16 protein-coding genes are annotated in these 15,496 nt (G+C 72.0%); 3 read left to right on the top strand and 13 right to left on the bottom strand.

All coding sequences use genetic code 11. The features are described from left to right. The first annotated feature begins 51 nt into the window (after positions 1-51). The 3 genes from AC4BGC_RS21300 to AC4BGC_RS21290 are packed head-to-tail and all read left to right on the top strand — an operon-like array spanning position 52 to position 2,872. Complete coding sequence (locus tag AC4BGC_RS21300; protein WP_490557564.1) at positions 52-363, top strand: hypothetical protein; 312 nt, start codon at positions 52-54, stop codon at positions 361-363. After that, positions 363-2,318, top strand: a complete 1,956-nt coding sequence (locus AC4BGC_RS21295; RefSeq protein WP_490557563.1) for a hypothetical protein — start codon at positions 363-365, stop codon at positions 2,316-2,318. The genes AC4BGC_RS21300 and AC4BGC_RS21295 overlap by 1 nt, the downstream gene beginning before the upstream one ends. Next, positions 2,315-2,872, top strand: a complete 558-nt coding sequence (locus tag AC4BGC_RS21290; RefSeq protein ID WP_490557562.1) for a hypothetical protein — start codon at positions 2,315-2,317, stop codon at positions 2,870-2,872. Before AC4BGC_RS21295 ends, AC4BGC_RS21290 begins: the two co-directional genes overlap by 4 nt. On the opposite strand, the gene rpe is transcribed toward AC4BGC_RS21290, so the two are convergent. From rpe to AC4BGC_RS21225, 13 genes are all read right to left on the bottom strand, one after another. After that, complete coding sequence (gene rpe, locus AC4BGC_RS21285) at positions 2,866-3,522, bottom strand: ribulose-phosphate 3-epimerase (RefSeq protein WP_490548845.1); 657 nt, start codon at positions 3,520-3,522, stop codon at positions 2,866-2,868. The genes AC4BGC_RS21290 and rpe overlap by 7 nt on opposite strands. Positions 3,523-3,535: 13 nt before the next feature. After that, positions 3,536-4,945 (bottom strand): RsmB/NOP family class I SAM-dependent RNA methyltransferase, encoded by a 1,410-nt coding sequence (locus tag AC4BGC_RS21280; protein WP_490557561.1) that lies wholly within the window; start codon positions 4,943-4,945, stop codon positions 3,536-3,538. Further along, the gene (locus AC4BGC_RS21275; RefSeq protein ID WP_490557560.1) at positions 4,942-5,379 is read right to left on the bottom strand and encodes an MmcQ/YjbR family DNA-binding protein; all 438 of its coding nucleotides are present in this window, start codon (positions 5,377-5,379) and stop codon (positions 4,942-4,944) included. Before AC4BGC_RS21275 ends, AC4BGC_RS21280 begins: the two co-directional genes overlap by 4 nt. Positions 5,380-5,389: 10 nt before the next feature. After that, complete coding sequence (gene fmt / locus AC4BGC_RS21270) at positions 5,390-6,316, bottom strand: methionyl-tRNA formyltransferase (protein ID WP_490548842.1); 927 nt, start codon at positions 6,314-6,316, stop codon at positions 5,390-5,392. Beyond that, positions 6,316-6,861 carry a peptide deformylase gene (gene def, locus AC4BGC_RS21265; RefSeq protein WP_490557559.1) on the bottom strand — a complete coding sequence of 182 codons (546 nt, stop codon included), beginning with the start codon at positions 6,859-6,861 and terminating at the stop codon, positions 6,316-6,318. Before def ends, fmt begins: the two co-directional genes overlap by 1 nt. 105 nt (positions 6,862-6,966) lie before the next feature. After that, positions 6,967-9,051 (bottom strand): primosomal protein N', encoded by a 2,085-nt coding sequence (locus tag AC4BGC_RS21260; RefSeq protein ID WP_490557558.1) that lies wholly within the window; start codon positions 9,049-9,051, stop codon positions 6,967-6,969. 48 nt (positions 9,052-9,099) lie between these two features. Beyond that, positions 9,100-10,749, bottom strand: a complete 1,650-nt coding sequence (locus AC4BGC_RS21255) for an alkaline phosphatase family protein (protein WP_490557557.1) — start codon at positions 10,747-10,749, stop codon at positions 9,100-9,102. Between the two features lie 180 nt (positions 10,750-10,929). Beyond that, the gene (gene metK / locus AC4BGC_RS21250) at positions 10,930-12,132 is read right to left on the bottom strand and encodes a methionine adenosyltransferase (protein WP_490548838.1); all 1,203 of its coding nucleotides are present in this window, start codon (positions 12,130-12,132) and stop codon (positions 10,930-10,932) included. A gap of 102 nt (positions 12,133-12,234) precedes the next feature. Beyond that, positions 12,235-13,500, bottom strand: coding sequence for a bifunctional phosphopantothenoylcysteine decarboxylase/phosphopantothenate--cysteine ligase CoaBC (gene coaBC / locus AC4BGC_RS21245; RefSeq protein ID WP_490557556.1), 1,266 nt, complete (start codon positions 13,498-13,500; stop codon positions 12,235-12,237). A gap of 13 nt (positions 13,501-13,513) precedes the next feature. After that, positions 13,514-13,867, bottom strand: a complete 354-nt coding sequence (gene rpoZ, locus AC4BGC_RS21240; RefSeq protein WP_490548836.1) for a DNA-directed RNA polymerase subunit omega — start codon at positions 13,865-13,867, stop codon at positions 13,514-13,516. Between the two features lie 60 nt (positions 13,868-13,927). Beyond that, a complete protein-coding gene (gmk, locus tag AC4BGC_RS21235) occupies positions 13,928-14,500 on the bottom strand; it encodes a guanylate kinase (RefSeq protein ID WP_490548835.1) in 573 nt (190 codons plus the stop codon). Positions 14,501-14,522: 22 nt separating this feature from the next. Next, positions 14,523-14,840, bottom strand: a complete 318-nt coding sequence (mihF, locus tag AC4BGC_RS21230; RefSeq protein ID WP_490548834.1) for an integration host factor, actinobacterial type — start codon at positions 14,838-14,840, stop codon at positions 14,523-14,525. Positions 14,841-15,075: 235 nt separating this feature from the next. Next, positions 15,076-15,495 carry a hypothetical protein gene (locus tag AC4BGC_RS21225; RefSeq protein ID WP_490557555.1) on the bottom strand — a complete coding sequence of 140 codons (420 nt, stop codon included), beginning with the start codon at positions 15,493-15,495 and terminating at the stop codon, positions 15,076-15,078. Between the last annotated feature and the right edge of the window lies 1 nt (position 15,496).

Raw genomic sequence — 15,496 nt, 5'->3', positions numbered from 1 at the left:
GCCGGGCGCTGATAGCCTCGGCGCGTCGGAGCCGGTACGACGGGGGGCCGCATGGGGGAGACCGCTGAGCCGAAGGTGCCCAACCCCTATCTGGGCGCGATCCGCGCGGCTCGCGGGCGCAGCACCGGCCCCGCGCAGACGCTGGACACAGCGCTGGACGCCGCCGTGGCCGCGATGGAGTCCGGGGCCTGGGTGGGCGGACGCGCCGACAGCTTCGCCGGGAGCCTGTCCGGCTGGCGCTCCACCGCCCGGCATGCGTCGAGCGGCGCGCTGCAGGAGTTCGACGACGCGATCGCCGCGCAGCCGGAGATGGTCGAGCGCAACGCGTGGCAGGTCCGCTGGCGCAACCTCGGACCGATCTGATGGCCGAGGTCTCCATCGACATCGACGCCCTGGCCGACCTCGTCTCGAGCCTCGGTTCGGCGAAGGCCGACCTGGCAGGTGCCTCCGGCTCGATCCGGGGGAACCTGACCGGCGTCTGGCTCTCCACGGGTCCGCTCTCGCCGGTGGACGCGCTCGAGGGCGAGATCAGCTCGGCCGTGCGCGACCTCAACCGCCGGCTCGCGCTGGCGCGGATCATCCAGCAGAGCACGCCGGGGATGTCGGTGGTCACCTTCGACGACTCCGTGCTCTCCACCGCCAGCGACACCGAGGTACGCCGCCGGGTGGACCGGGCGATGGAGCTGCTGGAGGTCGACGACGACGACTACAGCATGCGCGACGTCGACCAGGAGCTGGTCGACCTGCTCGTGGAGAACTCGCTGGACCCCTATTTCGCCAAGCTGCTGGCCGAGCGGCTCTCTCCCGAGGGGCTCGACCGCTACCTCAACGTGGTGAACCAGAAGCGCCAGAACATGTTCTCCGAGGGCGAGGAGGCCACCAAGGACTTCGACGCGCGCTACGAGCAGCTGCTCCGCGGCCTCGGCGAGACGCTCAGCCTGGCCAGCAGGGGCACTGGCGAGGTCGGCGTACCCGCGATGACCGCCACCTGGACCGAGTTCGTCGACGCGCACGGGGGGATGCGCACCGGCAGCATCAAGCGGCTCAGCCTGGTCTTCGGCCGCGGCCAGTGGTCCGACGAGTTCATCACCGGCATCTACCGCTCCATGCGCGAGATCGAGGGCGACGACGGTCCCGAGGTCTGGGCCAGCATGGACCTGGTCTTCGACCCCGACCTGGAGCGCTCGCCGGGCGCACGGATCATCGACGACCCGATGTATGGCGTCTTCAAGGCGATGCAGCACAACCCCGGGGCCGTCCGCGAGCTGTTCACCACCGGTGACACCACCGAGGTCGACATCAGCGACGACGACAGCGTCGCGGTCAACAAGGAGCTCTTCGACTTCCTGCGACACCGCAGCGGGATGAGCGACGACGCCGCCGAGGCGTTCATGAACGCGATGGCGTCCGCGATCGGGAGCCCGCCGGTGGAGGGCACCACCGCGTTCCAGCCGCTGCTGGCCAACGACCTGAAGAACATCGGGGACGCGCTCCAGCACGAGGCCGACGTGGCCGCCGAGGAGGCGGGCCCGCTGTGGAAGCAGATCGGGCACGGCCTGCTCGACGTCCTCGGGATGATCCCGGTGATCGGCGAACCCGTCGACTTCGTCAACGGCGTCTGGTACTACGCCGACGGCGACGTGATCAACGGGTCCCTCTCGATGGGTGCCCTGATCCCCTTCGCCGGCTGGGCGGCCACCGGCGGCAAGTGGACCAGGCACGCCCTCGGCGCCGAGGAGGTCGCCCGACTCACCCGGCTGGCCGAGAACGGTGAGAACATCCGCATCTTCGCCAAGGACGGCAGGCTCCTCGACAGCGCCGCGGACCTGCGGCTGCCGGAGAGCTTCGCCGCCGACCGGTTCCTCTCCCCCGACGAGCTCGCGCGCTGGAGCGGCAGCCGCGAGTTCATGCGCAAGGTGATCGCGGGCAACCGGTTCAACCACTTCCTCAACCCGCGCTACCGCTACAACGAGATCCCGCTGACCACCGGCAACCAGCGGCCGTTCCGCCTCGACAGCTACACCCCCGGCGACGTGATCGTGTCGCGGAAGCTGACCCAGTTCGGGGAGATCAGCGAGCAGACGGCGAAGAGCTACATCGACGAGTTCGTGCGCAAGTACCCGGCCGGCACCCGGATCGCCGACACCCCCAAGACGCGTGAGCTCGGGATCAACGGTCGTCCCCTCGACGGCGACATGATCCTGGAGATACCTCCCCAGGCCGGTGGCAGGATCCCCCGCGAGATCATCGAGTACGCCGAGGACCGCGACATCTTCATCCGTGACCTCAACGGGCACTTCTACACCCAGGCCCCGTGACCCCACCCATGACCGATCCGGAGAACGAGGAGACCATGCAGCACCTGTACGGCTGGAAGTGGAATCCCCGCAAGCAGCGGGTCGTCGACGAGCTGACCGAGGACCAGGCGAGGGCCACCTTCGAGACCGGTCCGCAGCTCGGCGTGATCGCCCTGCCCGAGTCCGGTGAGGTCCCGGCGTACACCCTCGAGCTGAGCGCGGGCGCCGAGGACGTCGTGGTCACGAGGTTCACCGAGGGAGGATCCGTCGCCGCACGGCTGCACTACCGGGTGCTGCCCGACGACCCGGCCGCGCTCTTCCTCTCCGACGTCAGTGAGTGGCTCTATCCCGACGACACGGGCTTCCACAGCATGAGCAGGGCGCAGGCCTACCGCTCCTACGCGTTCGGTCCCGACGGGACCGCGGAGGTGCGCAGCCGCCTCGCGGGCGCGGAGGCCGAGACGGTCGAGCAGCTCAGCGACGTCGACGTCTCCGACCACCGGGTGGACCGGCTCACCTGGGGCGACTGGGACCGGGTTGGGCTGCACCAGCCGAGCGGCCCGCAGGCTCAGTGAGCGGAGGCCCGCTCGCGCAGCTGGGCGACCATCGCGTCGGGGTCCTCGGCCGAGTAGACGGCTGACCCGGCGACGAACACGTCGGCGCCGGCCTCGGCGCAGCGCTCGATCGTCTCCAGCGAGACGCCGCCGTCGACCTGGAGCCAGACCTCGAGGCCGGCGGCGGAGATCAGCTCACGCGCGCGCCGGATCTTCGGCAGGCACAGGTCCAGGAACTTCTGGCCGCCGAACCCCGGCTCCACGGTCATCAGCAGGAGCATGTCGAGCTCGCCGAGCATGTCCGCGAACGGCTCCACCGGGGTGGCCGGCTTGAGCGCCATCGAGGCACGGGCCCCCTTGGCGCGCAGCTCCCGGGCGAGGCGAACCGGGGCCGCTGCGGCCTCGGCGTGGAAGGTGACCGAGCCGGCTCCCGCCTCGGCGTACGCCGGCGCCCACCGGTCGGGGTCCTCGATCATCAGGTGCGCGTCCAGCGGCAGGTCGGTCGCCTTGGCCAGGCTCTCGAAGACCGGCAGCCCGAGAGTCAGGTTGGGCACGAAGTGGTTGTCCATCACGTCCACGTGCACCCAGTCGGCGCTCGGGATCCGCGCGACCTCGTCGGCGAGGCGGGACAGGTCGGCGTTCAGGATGCTCGGGGTGATCTGGATGCTCATGGTGGCTCCGATCCTAGGTGCGGCGCAGCAGCGCCATGAACATCGCATCGGTGCCGTGCCGGTGCGGCCACAGCTGGACCGCGCCCGGCAGGTGGGCCGACTCCGCGTCGGTGGCCTCCGGCACCAGCGACAGGGCGTCCTCGAGCCGGGCGTCGTCACGCTGCCCGAGCACCGACCGGGCCACCGCGGCGGTCTCCTCGACCACCGGTGAGCAGGTGGCGTAGAGGACGACGCCGCCGGGCCGCACTGAGTCCAGCGCGCTGGTGAGCAGTGCAGTCTGGAGGGGCGCCAGGTCCTCGACGTCGGCGCGGGTACGCCGCCAGCGACTCTCCGGACGGCGGCGCAGGGCGCCGAGCCCGGAGCAGGGCGCGTCGACCAGGACCCGGTCGAAGGTGGCCGGCGACCAGGGCGGCACGAGGCCGTCCCCGGTGACCACGTCGCCCGGGGTCAGCCGCATCGCCTGGGCGACGAGCTTGGCCCGGTGCGGGGCCCGCTCGTTGGCCAGCAGCCGGGCGCCTCGTTCGTCGGCCAGGGCTGCCAGCAGCACCGCCTTGCCACCCGGCCCGGCGCACAGGTCCAGCCAGTGCTCGTCGCGGCCCTGGACGCCGGCCCTGGCCAGGGCGAGGGCGACCAGCTGCGACCCGGCGTCCTGCACCCCGGCCCGCCCCTCACGGACAGCAGGTATCTCCCCCGGGTCGCCGGAGTCCAGCGTCACCCCGAGCGGGGAGATGGACGGCTCCTGCGAGCCCGCCGCCGCGAGCTCCTCGACCGTGGAGAGTCCCGGTCGCGCGGCCAGGGTCACCAGCGGCCGCTCGTTGTCGGCGCGCAGCAGGTCCTCGAGCTCGTCGGGCCGGTCCAGCGCGGTCGCCAGGGCAGCCACGATCCACTCCGGGTGGGAGTGCCGCACCGCCGGGGACGCGTCCAGGAGGTCCATCCAGGACTCGAGGTCGTGACCGGCCAGCTTGCGCATCACCGCGTTGGTGAACCCGGCGGGCTTGTGGCCGATGCGCGCACGCACCAGCTCCACGGTGCTGGTCACCGCGGCGTGGTCGGGCACGCGCATCCCGAGCAGCTGGTGGGCGCCGAGGCGCAGCGCGTCGCGCACGGCCGGGTCGGGAGCGCGACCGGCCAGGTGGTCGATCACCGCGTCGTAGCTGCCCAGCCCGCGCAGCGTGCCGCCCACGAGCTCGGTGGTGAAGGCTGCGTCGCGTCCGGTGATCTCGCGCTCGCGGAGCACCTGCGGCAGCACCAGGTTGGCGTAGGCGTCGTCCTCACGCACGGCCACCAGCACGTCGTACGCCGCCAGCCGGGAAGCGTCCACCTTCGGCTTGTCCGGGAGCCTCTTGCCCTGGGCCGTCTTCTTCTCCTGGGCCCTGCCGGGAGCCGGCTTGCCGGGCGTGCGCTTGCCTGGGGTGCCGCTCATGCCAGGAACTCGCGGACCAGCTTCTTGGGAGCCGTCGCCAGCCAGGCATCGGTGATGACCTCGGCGAGCTCGTCCCGGGTGATCTCCCCGAGACGGGACTGTTGCACCAGCACTGCGTTGTTCCCCTTGAAGTGGTCGATGGTGAAGAACGGCCCGGCGGCCTCGACGAGCGCGTCCTTGTCGTCCGGGTTCGCGGTGCGGATCACGAGGAGGTCGTCGTACTCCGCACCCGTCGCCGGGTCGATGGCCGACCGGTGCGGCTTGCGGTAGAGCACGAACCCGCGGCCCTTGTCGCCCTTCTCCCGCAGCGGCACCAGCCACGTGGGGACGTCGCCCCAGGAGGTGCCGAACCAGGTCTGTGGCAGGCCGCGGCAGATCTCGTCGACGTCCTCGGGCCGGGCCGGTGGCGACGGGGTGGACGACTGGCTTGGCATGGCGCCGACGCTACCCGCCGAGCCGGGCACCGGACTCCAGCCGGACACCGCGCGCCCAGTCGGCGGCGTCCATCTCCTTCTTCCCGAACGGCTTGACCCGGCCGAGCCGGACCGGCTCGGTGCCGGTGCCCACGAACACGGCGTTCTTGGTGACCTCGAGACGACCCGGCTCGAGCAGGTCGCGGTCGACGTGGAGCACGGGGCCGAGCTTGATCCGCTCCCCCTCGAACGTCGACCAGGCGCCCGGCGCCGGGGTCATCGCCCGGACCCGGCGGTCCACCGCGACGGCCGGCTCGGACCAGTCGACCTCCGCGTCCTCGACGGTGATCTTCGGGGCGAAGCTGATCCAGTCCTCGGGCTGCTCACGCGCCTCCAGGGTGCCGTCCTCGATGCCGTCAAGGGTCTGCACCAGCAGGCCGGCACCGCCCTCGGCGAGGCGGTCGAGGAGGTCGCCGGCGGTGTCCTCGGGACGGATCGTCTGGGTCATCAGCCCGAAGGTGGGACCGGCGTCGAGCTCCTTGACGATCCGGAAGGTGGTGGCCCCGGTGACCTCGTCACCGGCCCAGATGGCGTGCTGCACCGGCGCCGCGCCGCGCCAGGAGGGCAGCACCGAGAAGTGCAGGTTGACCCAGCCGTGCTCCGGGATGTCCAGCGCGGACTGCGGGAGCAGCGCGCCGTACGCGACCACCGGGCAGCAGTCGGGTCGCAGCGCCCGCAGCTCCTCCTGGAAGGCGGGGTCGCGCGGGTGCTCCGGCTTCAGGACGGGGACTCCGAGCTCGGCCGCCCGCAGCCCGACCGGGGAGGCGACCAGCTTGCGCCCGCGGCCGGCCGGGGCGTCGGGCCGGGTGACGACGCCGACGAGCTCGTGCCGGCTGGCTGCCACCGCCTCCAGCGCGGGTACGGCGACCTCGGGGGTGCCGGCGAAGACGACCCGCACTAGATGCCGAGCCCGTTGGTGGCGTGCGGCGAGAACTTCACCTGCGGCGCGTTGGCGCCGAACCACTCCGCCTCGCGGATGAACCGCATCGCCTCGCGCCGGGCCTCCCGGTCGAGGCGGTCCACGAAGATGATGCCGTCGAGGTGGTCGGTCTCGTGCTGGATCGCCCGCGCGAGCATCTCGCTGCCCTCGACGACCACCGGCTCGCCGTGCATGTCGAAGCCGTGGGCGACGACCGAGAGGGCCCGCTTGCAGTCGATGGTGAGCCCGGGGATCGACAGGCATCCCTCGGGGCCGTCCTGGATCTCCTCGGAGAGCCGCAGCTGCGGGTTCACCAGGTGGCCGAGCTCGCCGTCCACGTTCCAGGTGAACACCCGCAGCCCGACGCCGAGCTGGGGCGCGGCGAGTCCGGCCCCCGGCGCCTCGAGCATGGTGTCGGTGAGGTCCGCGACCAGGGTCCGCAGCTCCTTGTCGAAGTCGACGACCGGCTGCGCGGGAGTGCGCAGCACGGGGTCACCGAAAAGACGGATGGGTCTGATGGACACGCGTGCTCCTCTGCTGGTGGGTCGGCGGCAAGTCTAGGAGCGGCGGGGTCACAGGTCAGCCCGGGCCGTCGCCCGACCGTCCCCGTGGCAGGCCCGGCCGGGCCCTCAGCCGAGCTCGGCGGGGTCGACCTCGACCCGCACGTGGGCCAGCTTGCGGGTGGAGCGCTGCGCCTGGAGGGCTCCGAGGGCGGCCGAGAGCGCGGGTCCGGCGCTCCTGGGGACCCGCACCACGTAGCGCACCGCGGCCTCGTCGCCGGCGCCGATGGGCAGGTCCCGCACGGAGTCCCTGGTGCCCGGCACCGGCACCGGGCCCAGCACCTCAGCCCCCGGTGGCAGCTGCAGGGCGGCCACGGCCTGCTCGAGGTCGTCGGGCTCCCCGGTGATCGTGGCGACCCGCGACGCCGGCGGCAGGTGGGCGGACTGTCGCTCCTCGATCTCGCGCCGGGCCAGGCCACCCGGGTCCCACCGCAGCAGGGCCTGCAGCCCCGGGTGGGAGGACTCTCCGATCGCGAGCACGCGGCCCCCCTCGCTCGCCGGGCGCACCAGGGCGGCGGCGTTGGCCCAGCGGCGCACCGCCTCCTCGGTCGCCCGCAGGTCCGAGCGCGCCAGCAGCAGCCAGGTGTCCATCAGCACGACGGCCTCGTAGCCGCCCGGCGCGATCGGCTCGGCGCCCGGGGTCGCGACCACGATCGCGGGCGTGCTCTCCACCTCCGCCAGGACGCGGTCCCCCGAGGACGAGACGCGGACCGGCACCCCCGGGATCGCCCGGCCGAGCTCCTCCGCGGTGCGGGCGTCCCCCAGGACGGGCGCACGCAGCCCGTGTCCCCCGCACTCGCCGCAGCGCCAGGCCGGCACGGCCGTTGCGCACCAGGCGCACTCGGGTGGTCGCGCGGGCCCACGCAGCCGGAGCGGGCCGTGGCACGCCGGGCACAGCGCCGGAGTGCGACAGCGGTCGCAGGACAGCCTGGTCGCGTAGCCCGCGCGTGGGGTCTGCACGAGCACCGGCCCCCGGCGCACCGACTCCCGCAGCAGGGTGAGTGCCTCGCTGGGCAGCCTGGCCGAGCGCGCTCCCGGGTCGCGGGCGAGGTCGTGCTCGGAGTCGCCGGTCAGGCCCACCGAGATGCGGCGGCGTACGACGTCGCGCGGCGCCACCACCTCGGTGGCCCACCCGGTGCGCAGGAGGTACTCCGCCTCCACGCTGCGCGCGTGCGCCGCCAGGATCGCGGCGGCCCCCGTCTCCTGAGCACGCATGAGCAGCACCTCACGAACGTGCGGGTACGGCGCCCGCGGCTCCTCGTGGAGGTCGTCCCCGTCGTCCCAGACCGCCACCAGCCCGAGGTCCTGCACCGGCGCGAACGCAGCGGCGCGGGTGCCGATGACGACCCGGACCGCCCCGCGGCGGATCGCGAGGAACGCGCGGTAGCGCTTGGCCGGTCCGGAGTCGGCCGCCAGCACGACGTGTCTCCCCGCGCCCAGGCGCGCGGTCAGTGCGGCGTCGAGACGGTCCACGTCGCGGCGGTCCGGCAGGCACACCAGCGCCCCGCGGCCCGCGGCCGCCGTCAGCGCGACGGACTCGGCGAGCAGCTCGGCCCAGTCGTCGCCGGGCACGACCGTCCACACCACCCGGGGGGACCGGCCCTGCGCCAGCGCCTCCAGGACCCCGGCGGCCTCGGGGTAGTGCGCGGTCAGCTCCGGCCGCGGCTCGACGCTGACCGGGGGTGCCGGCTCGGAGGTCTCCTTCTCCACGGTCGCGTGCCGGGGCGGCACCGCGAGGCGGAGCACGTCGGAGCGGGTCCCGGCGTACCGCTTGGCGACGGCACCGGTGAGCGCGGCGACGTCGGGGCTGAGCACCGGTTCGGCACCGACGACGCGGCGCAGGGGCTGCAGCCGACCGGTGTGCTCGGTGGTGGCGGCGCGCTCGATCACGAACCCGTCGACGTCCTGGCCCGCGAACCTCACCTTGACCCGCACCCCGGGCTGGGCGACGGCGGACATCGTCTCGGGCACGGCGTAGTCGAAGGGCCGGTCGAGGTGGGCGAGTGCCACGTCGACCAGGACCCGGGCGACCGGGTCCACCGCGGCCACCGGGACCGGCTTGCGCTCCTTGGGCGGCTTGGCCTTGCGAGCGACCGCCTTGACCCGTTCAGGCGCCGGGAGCAGCGCCGGCTGCTCCTCGTCTCCTGTGGTCACACGCGCATGCTTTCACCCGGGAGTGACAGGTGCCGCGCACCCCGGCGCTCAGCGCTTCGGCAGCTCGTAGGCCCGGCCGTCGAGGCGGTGCGTGGGCTTGATCTTCATCGCCTTGAGGATCGTCGGCACGATGTCGACCGACCGGACGCCACCCTTGAGGTCCTTGGACCCCACGTTGGCCCCGGCGAAGAGGATCGGGATCTGCTGGGAGCGGCGCTGGATGCCGCCGTGGTCGCCCTTGACCGAGTACGTCGTGTCGTCGACCAGCGTGGCGATCACGTCGGCGCCGTGGTCGGCCGCGGTGGTGTTCAGCAGCTCCTGAGCCTTGCTCTTGAACCAGGCCCGCTCCCCCTTCGAGGGCATCCGGTCCCAGCGCACCGGGGTCACCCGGTCGAAGTGGCCCCCGTGCCGCTTCCACACCGCGGAGACGCCCGGCATCTTCGCCATCACGGCCGCGGCCTGCTTGACCTTCGCCGGGGACTGGTCCTTCAGCCAGGCGCGGACCATCGAGTCGGAGTAGGTCATCGCCACGTTGCCGGTGGCCACCAGCGGCTTCAGAGCGTCCTGCGGGTCGAGGTACTCGTCGTTCTCCAGGCTGCCGTAGTACCAGTTGTAGTAGCCCTGGCCGGCGGCGTCCTTGCCGTGGAAGTGCCGGCCGGGGACCGAGCCGTGGTCGGAGGTCAGCACGACCAGGGTGTCCTCGATCTCGCCGGTGCTGCGCAGGTGGCTCATGATCTTGCCGACCTGCTGGTCGGCGACCTGGGTGGACGCGTCCATGTGCGTCATCGGGACGGGGCCGCCCGGGTCGTCCATGGCGCCCCACATGTGCGCCGCCTTGTCCACGCCCGGGAGCGTGACGAACACGCCGCTCCACTTGCGCTCGTTCTTCATCGTGGCGATCGCCGCGTCGGCCGCCCACACGTCCCCGCCCTGGTGGGCCGGGTCGGTGCCGACCGTGTACCGGTCCCCGTCCAGGGGGTACATCCAGGCCGGCGAGACGTCGGTGTCGTACTTCAGCGAGGACGGCGAGTTGACGTAGAAGCGGCCGCACTCGGGGGCGGAGAGGTAGGCGGGCACACCGATGCCGGCGGGGCCGCGCCAGTTGTTCGCCGCCGCGCCGTCGCAGTTGTAGGACCGGCCCGAGAACGTGATCGTCCTGTCCGCGTGCGCGCCGCCGAGTCCCCAGGCGGCGTACGACTTCGGGCTGATCGCGACCACGGTGGAGCCGGGGCGCTTGGCGTGGAGGTACTCCGCGAGCTTCGGGTAGCCCGCGTGCTCCTGCAGCGGGAAGATCTCCTTCTCGGAGAAGTTGCTGGTCAGCCACATGTTGCCGGGTCTGTCCGGGTTGTCGGGGAGCACCCCGTCGACGTCGCGGTAGCCCTCGTCGGCCCAACCCATGTTCTTGGGCAGCGCCCCGGTGGTGATCACGTTGTGGGTGACCACGGTGACCGCACCGAGGTGCCCGAGGTAGGAGTTCGGCGCGTCCGCGCCGGTGCGCATCAACGCCTGCACGTTGCGCATCTTGTACTTCTCGACGATCTCGCGGTTCAGCCCGTCGACCACGATGACGACCACCTTGGTCGGGGTGTGCGCCTTCGGCGGCAACTTCCTCGTGGCCGTCGCGCCCGGAGCGGAGAGTCCCACCAGGGCCAGCGACACGGCCAGCAGGGTGGGCAGGACGAGACGGGACCGACGCATGCGGGACCTCCGGGGTGACGAGGCCGGGTACCCGGCGCTCGATGCCCGCGAAACTAGCACCGCGCGGGTGCGGAGAGATATAGCGCGCGCGGGTCCGGTTTCCCGGGTTCTAGACCTGGGAAACCGGCGGGCCCAACCCGAGGCAGCCCGAGGAACCCGAAGCCAGCCCGGGCAGCAGGCTCAGGCGCCCGCGGCGGCCTTGAGCTTCTCGGCGCGGTCGGTGCGCTCCCAGGTGAAGTCGTCGAGCTCGCGTCCGAAGTGCCCGTAGGCAGCGGTCTGGGCGTAGATCGGCCGGAGCAGGTCGAGGTCGCGGATGATCGCGGCGGGCCGCAGGTCGAAGACCTCGAGCACGGCCTTCTGGATGACCTCGTCGGAGACGATGCCGGTGCCGAAGGTCTGCACGAAGACGCCCACGGGCTGCGCCTTGCCGATCGCGTAGGCGACCTGGACCTCGGCGCGACGGGCCAGACCGGCGGCGACGATGTTCTTGGCCACCCAGCGCATGGCGTACGCCGCGGAGCGGTCCACCTTGGACGGGTCCTTGCCGGAGAACGCCCCGCCACCGTGACGGGCCATGCCGCCGTAGGTGTCCACGATGATCTTGCGGCCGGTCAGGCCGGCGTCACCCATCGGTCCCCCGACGACGAACACGCCGGTCGGGTTGACGAGCAGGCGGTAGTCCTCGGAGGGGATCTCGAAGCCGGCGAGCACGTGGTCGATCACGTGCTCCTTGACGTCGGCCTCCAGCCGCTCCAGGGTCACGTCGTCCGCGTGCTGGGTGGAGAGCACCACGGTGTCCACCCGGACCGGGCGGTCGTTCTCGTCGTACTCGATGGTGACCTGGGTCTTGCCGTCCGGGCGCAGGTAGCCCAGCGTGCCGTCCTTGCGGACCTCGGTGAGCCGCTCGGCGAGGCGGTGCGCGATGGTGATCGGCAGCGGCATCAGCTCGGGGGTGTCGTCGGAGGCGTAGCCGAACATCAGCCCCTGGTCGCCCGCACCCTGCTTGTCGAGCTCGTCGGAGGACTCGCTCACCCTTGACTCGTGGCCGTGGTCCACGCCGGCGGCGATGTCGGCGGACTGGCCGCCGATGGCGACCTGCACGCCGCAGGACTTGCCGTCGAAGCCCTTGACGGAGGAGTCGTAGCCGATCTCCAGGATCTTCTTGCGGACCAGGTCGGCGACCGGCGCGTAGGCGTTGGTGCGCACCTCGCCCGCCACCACGACCAGTCCGGTGGTCAGCATGGTCTCCACCGCCACGCGGAGGTTCGCGGTGTCCGAGTCGTTCGCGAGCAGGTAGTCCAGGACCGTGTCGCTGATCGCGTCGGCGATCTTGTCCGGGTGACCTTCGGTCACGGACTCGGATGTGAACAGTCGTCCGGTCACTTCAAACTCCTACGCGGTGGGGTGCACGACTCGTGGCAGCCGATCGTGCCGCTTCTCGGCGGGCCGAGCCTAACTGACCGTCTCACGGCTCAGACACCCGTCTCACTGGGTGTCGGACGACTCCGTGGACGGGCGCAGGTCCGCTACCCGGTCCCAGATCACGTGGGCCAGCGCTGCCTTCGACCCGAGCGGGACGGTGACCGCGCTCCCGTCGGCGGCGAGCACGACCGCCTCGTTGTCGGTCGACCCGAACACCGCTCCCCCGCCCACGTCATTGACGACCAGCAGGTCGCACCCCTTGCGGGCGAGCTTGGCGCGTGCGTGCTCCATCACGCTGCCGCTCTCGTCGCCGGTCTCGGCGGCGAAGCCGACCACGACGATGTGCTCGTTGGGCCGCTCCGAGGCGAGGTGGGCCAGGATGTCGGGATTCTGGGTCAGCCGGATCTCCGGTGCTGTGCCGTCCTCGGACTTCTTGATCTTCGAGGTGCTGCTGCTCTCGGGACGGAAGTCGGCGGGCGCTGCCGCCATCACCACGGCGTCCGCGGCCGACGCGGCTTCGAGGACCTGGTCCCGCAGCTGGGCCGTGGTCTCCACCCGGACCACCTTCACCCCGGCGGGGTCGGGCAGGCTCACGTTGGCCGCGACCAGGGTGACCTCGGCCCCGCGGGCGGCCGCGGTGCGGGCGAGGGCGTATCCCTGCAGTCCCGAGGACCGGTTGCCGATGAACCGGACCGGGTCGAGGTACTCGCGGGTGCCGCCTGCCGAGACCACGACCCGCATCCCGGCCAGGTCCTGGACCGGCGCTCCCTGCTGCCGCCCAGGACGAGCCAGCAGGTCGGTGGCCACCCAGAAGATCTCGCCCGGGTCCGGCAGTCGGCCCTTGCCCGTGTCGGCGCCGGTGAGCCGGCCCTCGGCGGGCTCGATCACGACTGCGCCACGGGAGCGGAGCGTGGCCACGTTGGCCTGGGTAGCGGCGTGCTCCCACATCTCGGTGTGCATCGCCGGGGCGAAGACCACCGGGCAGCGGGCGGTGAGCAAGGTGTTGGTGAGCAGGTCGTCGGCCAGGCCGTGCGCGGCCTTGGCGAGCAGGTCGGCGGTCGCCGGAGCCACCACGACCAGGTCGGCCGACTGGCCGATCCGCACGTGGGGCACCTCGTGGACGTCGGCCCACACCGTGGTGCTGACCGGCTTGCCGGACAGCGCGGCCCAGGTGGGCGCCCCGACGAACTCCAGGGCCGAGGCGGTGGGTACGACGGTGACGTCGTGGCCGGACTCGGTGAGCCGGCGCAGCAGCTCGCAGGCCTTGTACGCAGCAATCCCGCCGCTCACGCCGAGGACGACGCGAGGGCGGGACACAGCGTGTTCCACGCGGGGCTGCTTGCTACTCGCTGGCCGGGTCGGCCGCGGGTGCCTGCGGAGCGGGCACGGATGCGGCGAGCGCCTCGGCGGCAGCCTCGTCGGGGTCGATGTCCTCACAGGTGAGCAGGTCGGCGTTGATCTCGCGAAGCGCGATGGACAGCGGCTTCTCCTGCACGTGGGTGTCCACGAGCGGGCCGACGTACTCGAGCAGGCCCTCGCCGAGCTGGGAGTAGTACGCGTTGATCTGACGTGCACGCTTGGCGCTGTAGAGCACCAGCTTGTACTTGGAGTCGGTCTTGGTCAGCAGGTCGTCGATCGGGGGGTTGGTGATCCCCTCGGCGACGGGGGCAACTGGCTGGGCACCGGACAAGCTCATCGAGCCTCACTAACGAAGAGGTGGTTCTGCGCAGACGCGCCAAGGCAACTTGGCGGGCGGTCACGATCCGGGATGGACCCCGGACTGCATCAACTCTACCAATTCCTCGCCTGCAGCGTGAATCTTGCGGTTGACGATGGTGACGTCGAACTCCGACTCGGCCGCCAGCTCCGCCCGTGCGCTCTCCAGGCGACGCTCCCGCTCGGCCTCGTCCTCGGTGCCGCGGCCGACCAGGCGGCGCACCAGCTCCTCCCAGGAAGGGGGCGCCAGGAAGACGAACAGTGCCTCGGGCATCCGCTCGCGCACCTGCCGGGCACCCTGGAGGTCGATCTCCAGCAGGGCCGGCCGGCCGGCGGCGACGGCCTCCTCGACCGGTCGTCGCGGGGTGCCGTAACGGGCGCCGCGGTGGACCACGGCCCACTCCAGCAGCTCGTCGTCCTCGACCATCCGGTCGAACTCGGCGTCGGTGACGAAGTGGTAGTGCACGCCGTCCTGCTCGCCGGGACGCCGGCGCCGGGTCGTCGCGGAGACCGAGATCCAGATCTCGGGGTGGTGCTCGCGAACCCAGGCGGTGAGCGTGCCCTTGCCCACCGCGGTGGGTCCCGCGAGGACGGTGAGCCGGGAGGCAGTCACCAGCAGGTCCAGGTCGGCGCGATCACTCGGAGGAGAACTCCTCGACCAGTGCCGCGACCTGCTTGACGCCGAGGCCGCGCACCCGGCGGGACTCGGAGATCTTCAGCTTCTCCATCACCTGCTGGGCGCGGACCTTGCCGATGCCGGGCATGGACTGGAGGAGCTCCTTGACCCGCATCTTGCCGATGACCTCGTTGGTGCCGGCCTCCTCGACGACCTCGGCGATGGTGGCACCGGAGTGCTTGAGGCGGTTCTTGACCTCGGCGCGCTCCCGTCGGGAAGCTGCTGCCTTGTCGAGAGCAGCCTGGCGCTGCTCGGGGGTGAGGGGCGGCAAGGCCACTGCGGTTTCCTCGACTTCCTGCTCGACTGCTTCGAGCGGGTGGGACACGACTGGGTGAAAAAGTGGGAATGTGCTTGGGGGAAAGGATGCCCGGATCTCTCGGACACCCGGCAATCTAGTCACGGCCCGCCGGACCCTGCAACGCGAGGGGCCTCTGGTCGGGCTGGGTCGAGATCAACGTCACCACGCGCGTGCATCTGCACGGTCCTCGGCGGTGCCGCGGACCCGCTGGGCGTCACTGCCCCAGGTTGATCTTGCAGACGTCGCGGGCCTGGGTCTCGATCCCCTTCGAGGCCGCGACGACGTCCTCGGTGCCGATCTGGTCGGCGGCGGCCGCGATCGCCTTCTGGTCGGCCGCGCCGAGCCCGGCCGGGGGCTTGCCGTCCACGAAGTCCGCGGGCTCCACCCCGGCGTCCTCCAGGGCGTCGTCGAGCCCTTCCAGCGCACCGAGGAAGACCTGCCACTCGTCGGTGAGGTCGTCCGGGGAGCTCTCGGCGAGGTCGCGCCACATCGGCAGTCCCTCGAGGAGGCCGGTCGGCGACCCCGAGGCCAGCAGCTCCGCGATCTGCTTGCGGTCGGACTCCAGAGCACCGCAGTAGTCCTGGCCGCCACAGCCCACGAGCGGGAGCAGCAGGGCCAGGAGGACCGTAGCCACC

It is taken from the genome of Nocardioides sp. Z38_18 (assembly GCF_058215695.1).
Note: the sequence above shows the minus strand (reverse complement) of the source record. Positions and strands in the feature narration are given on the sequence as shown.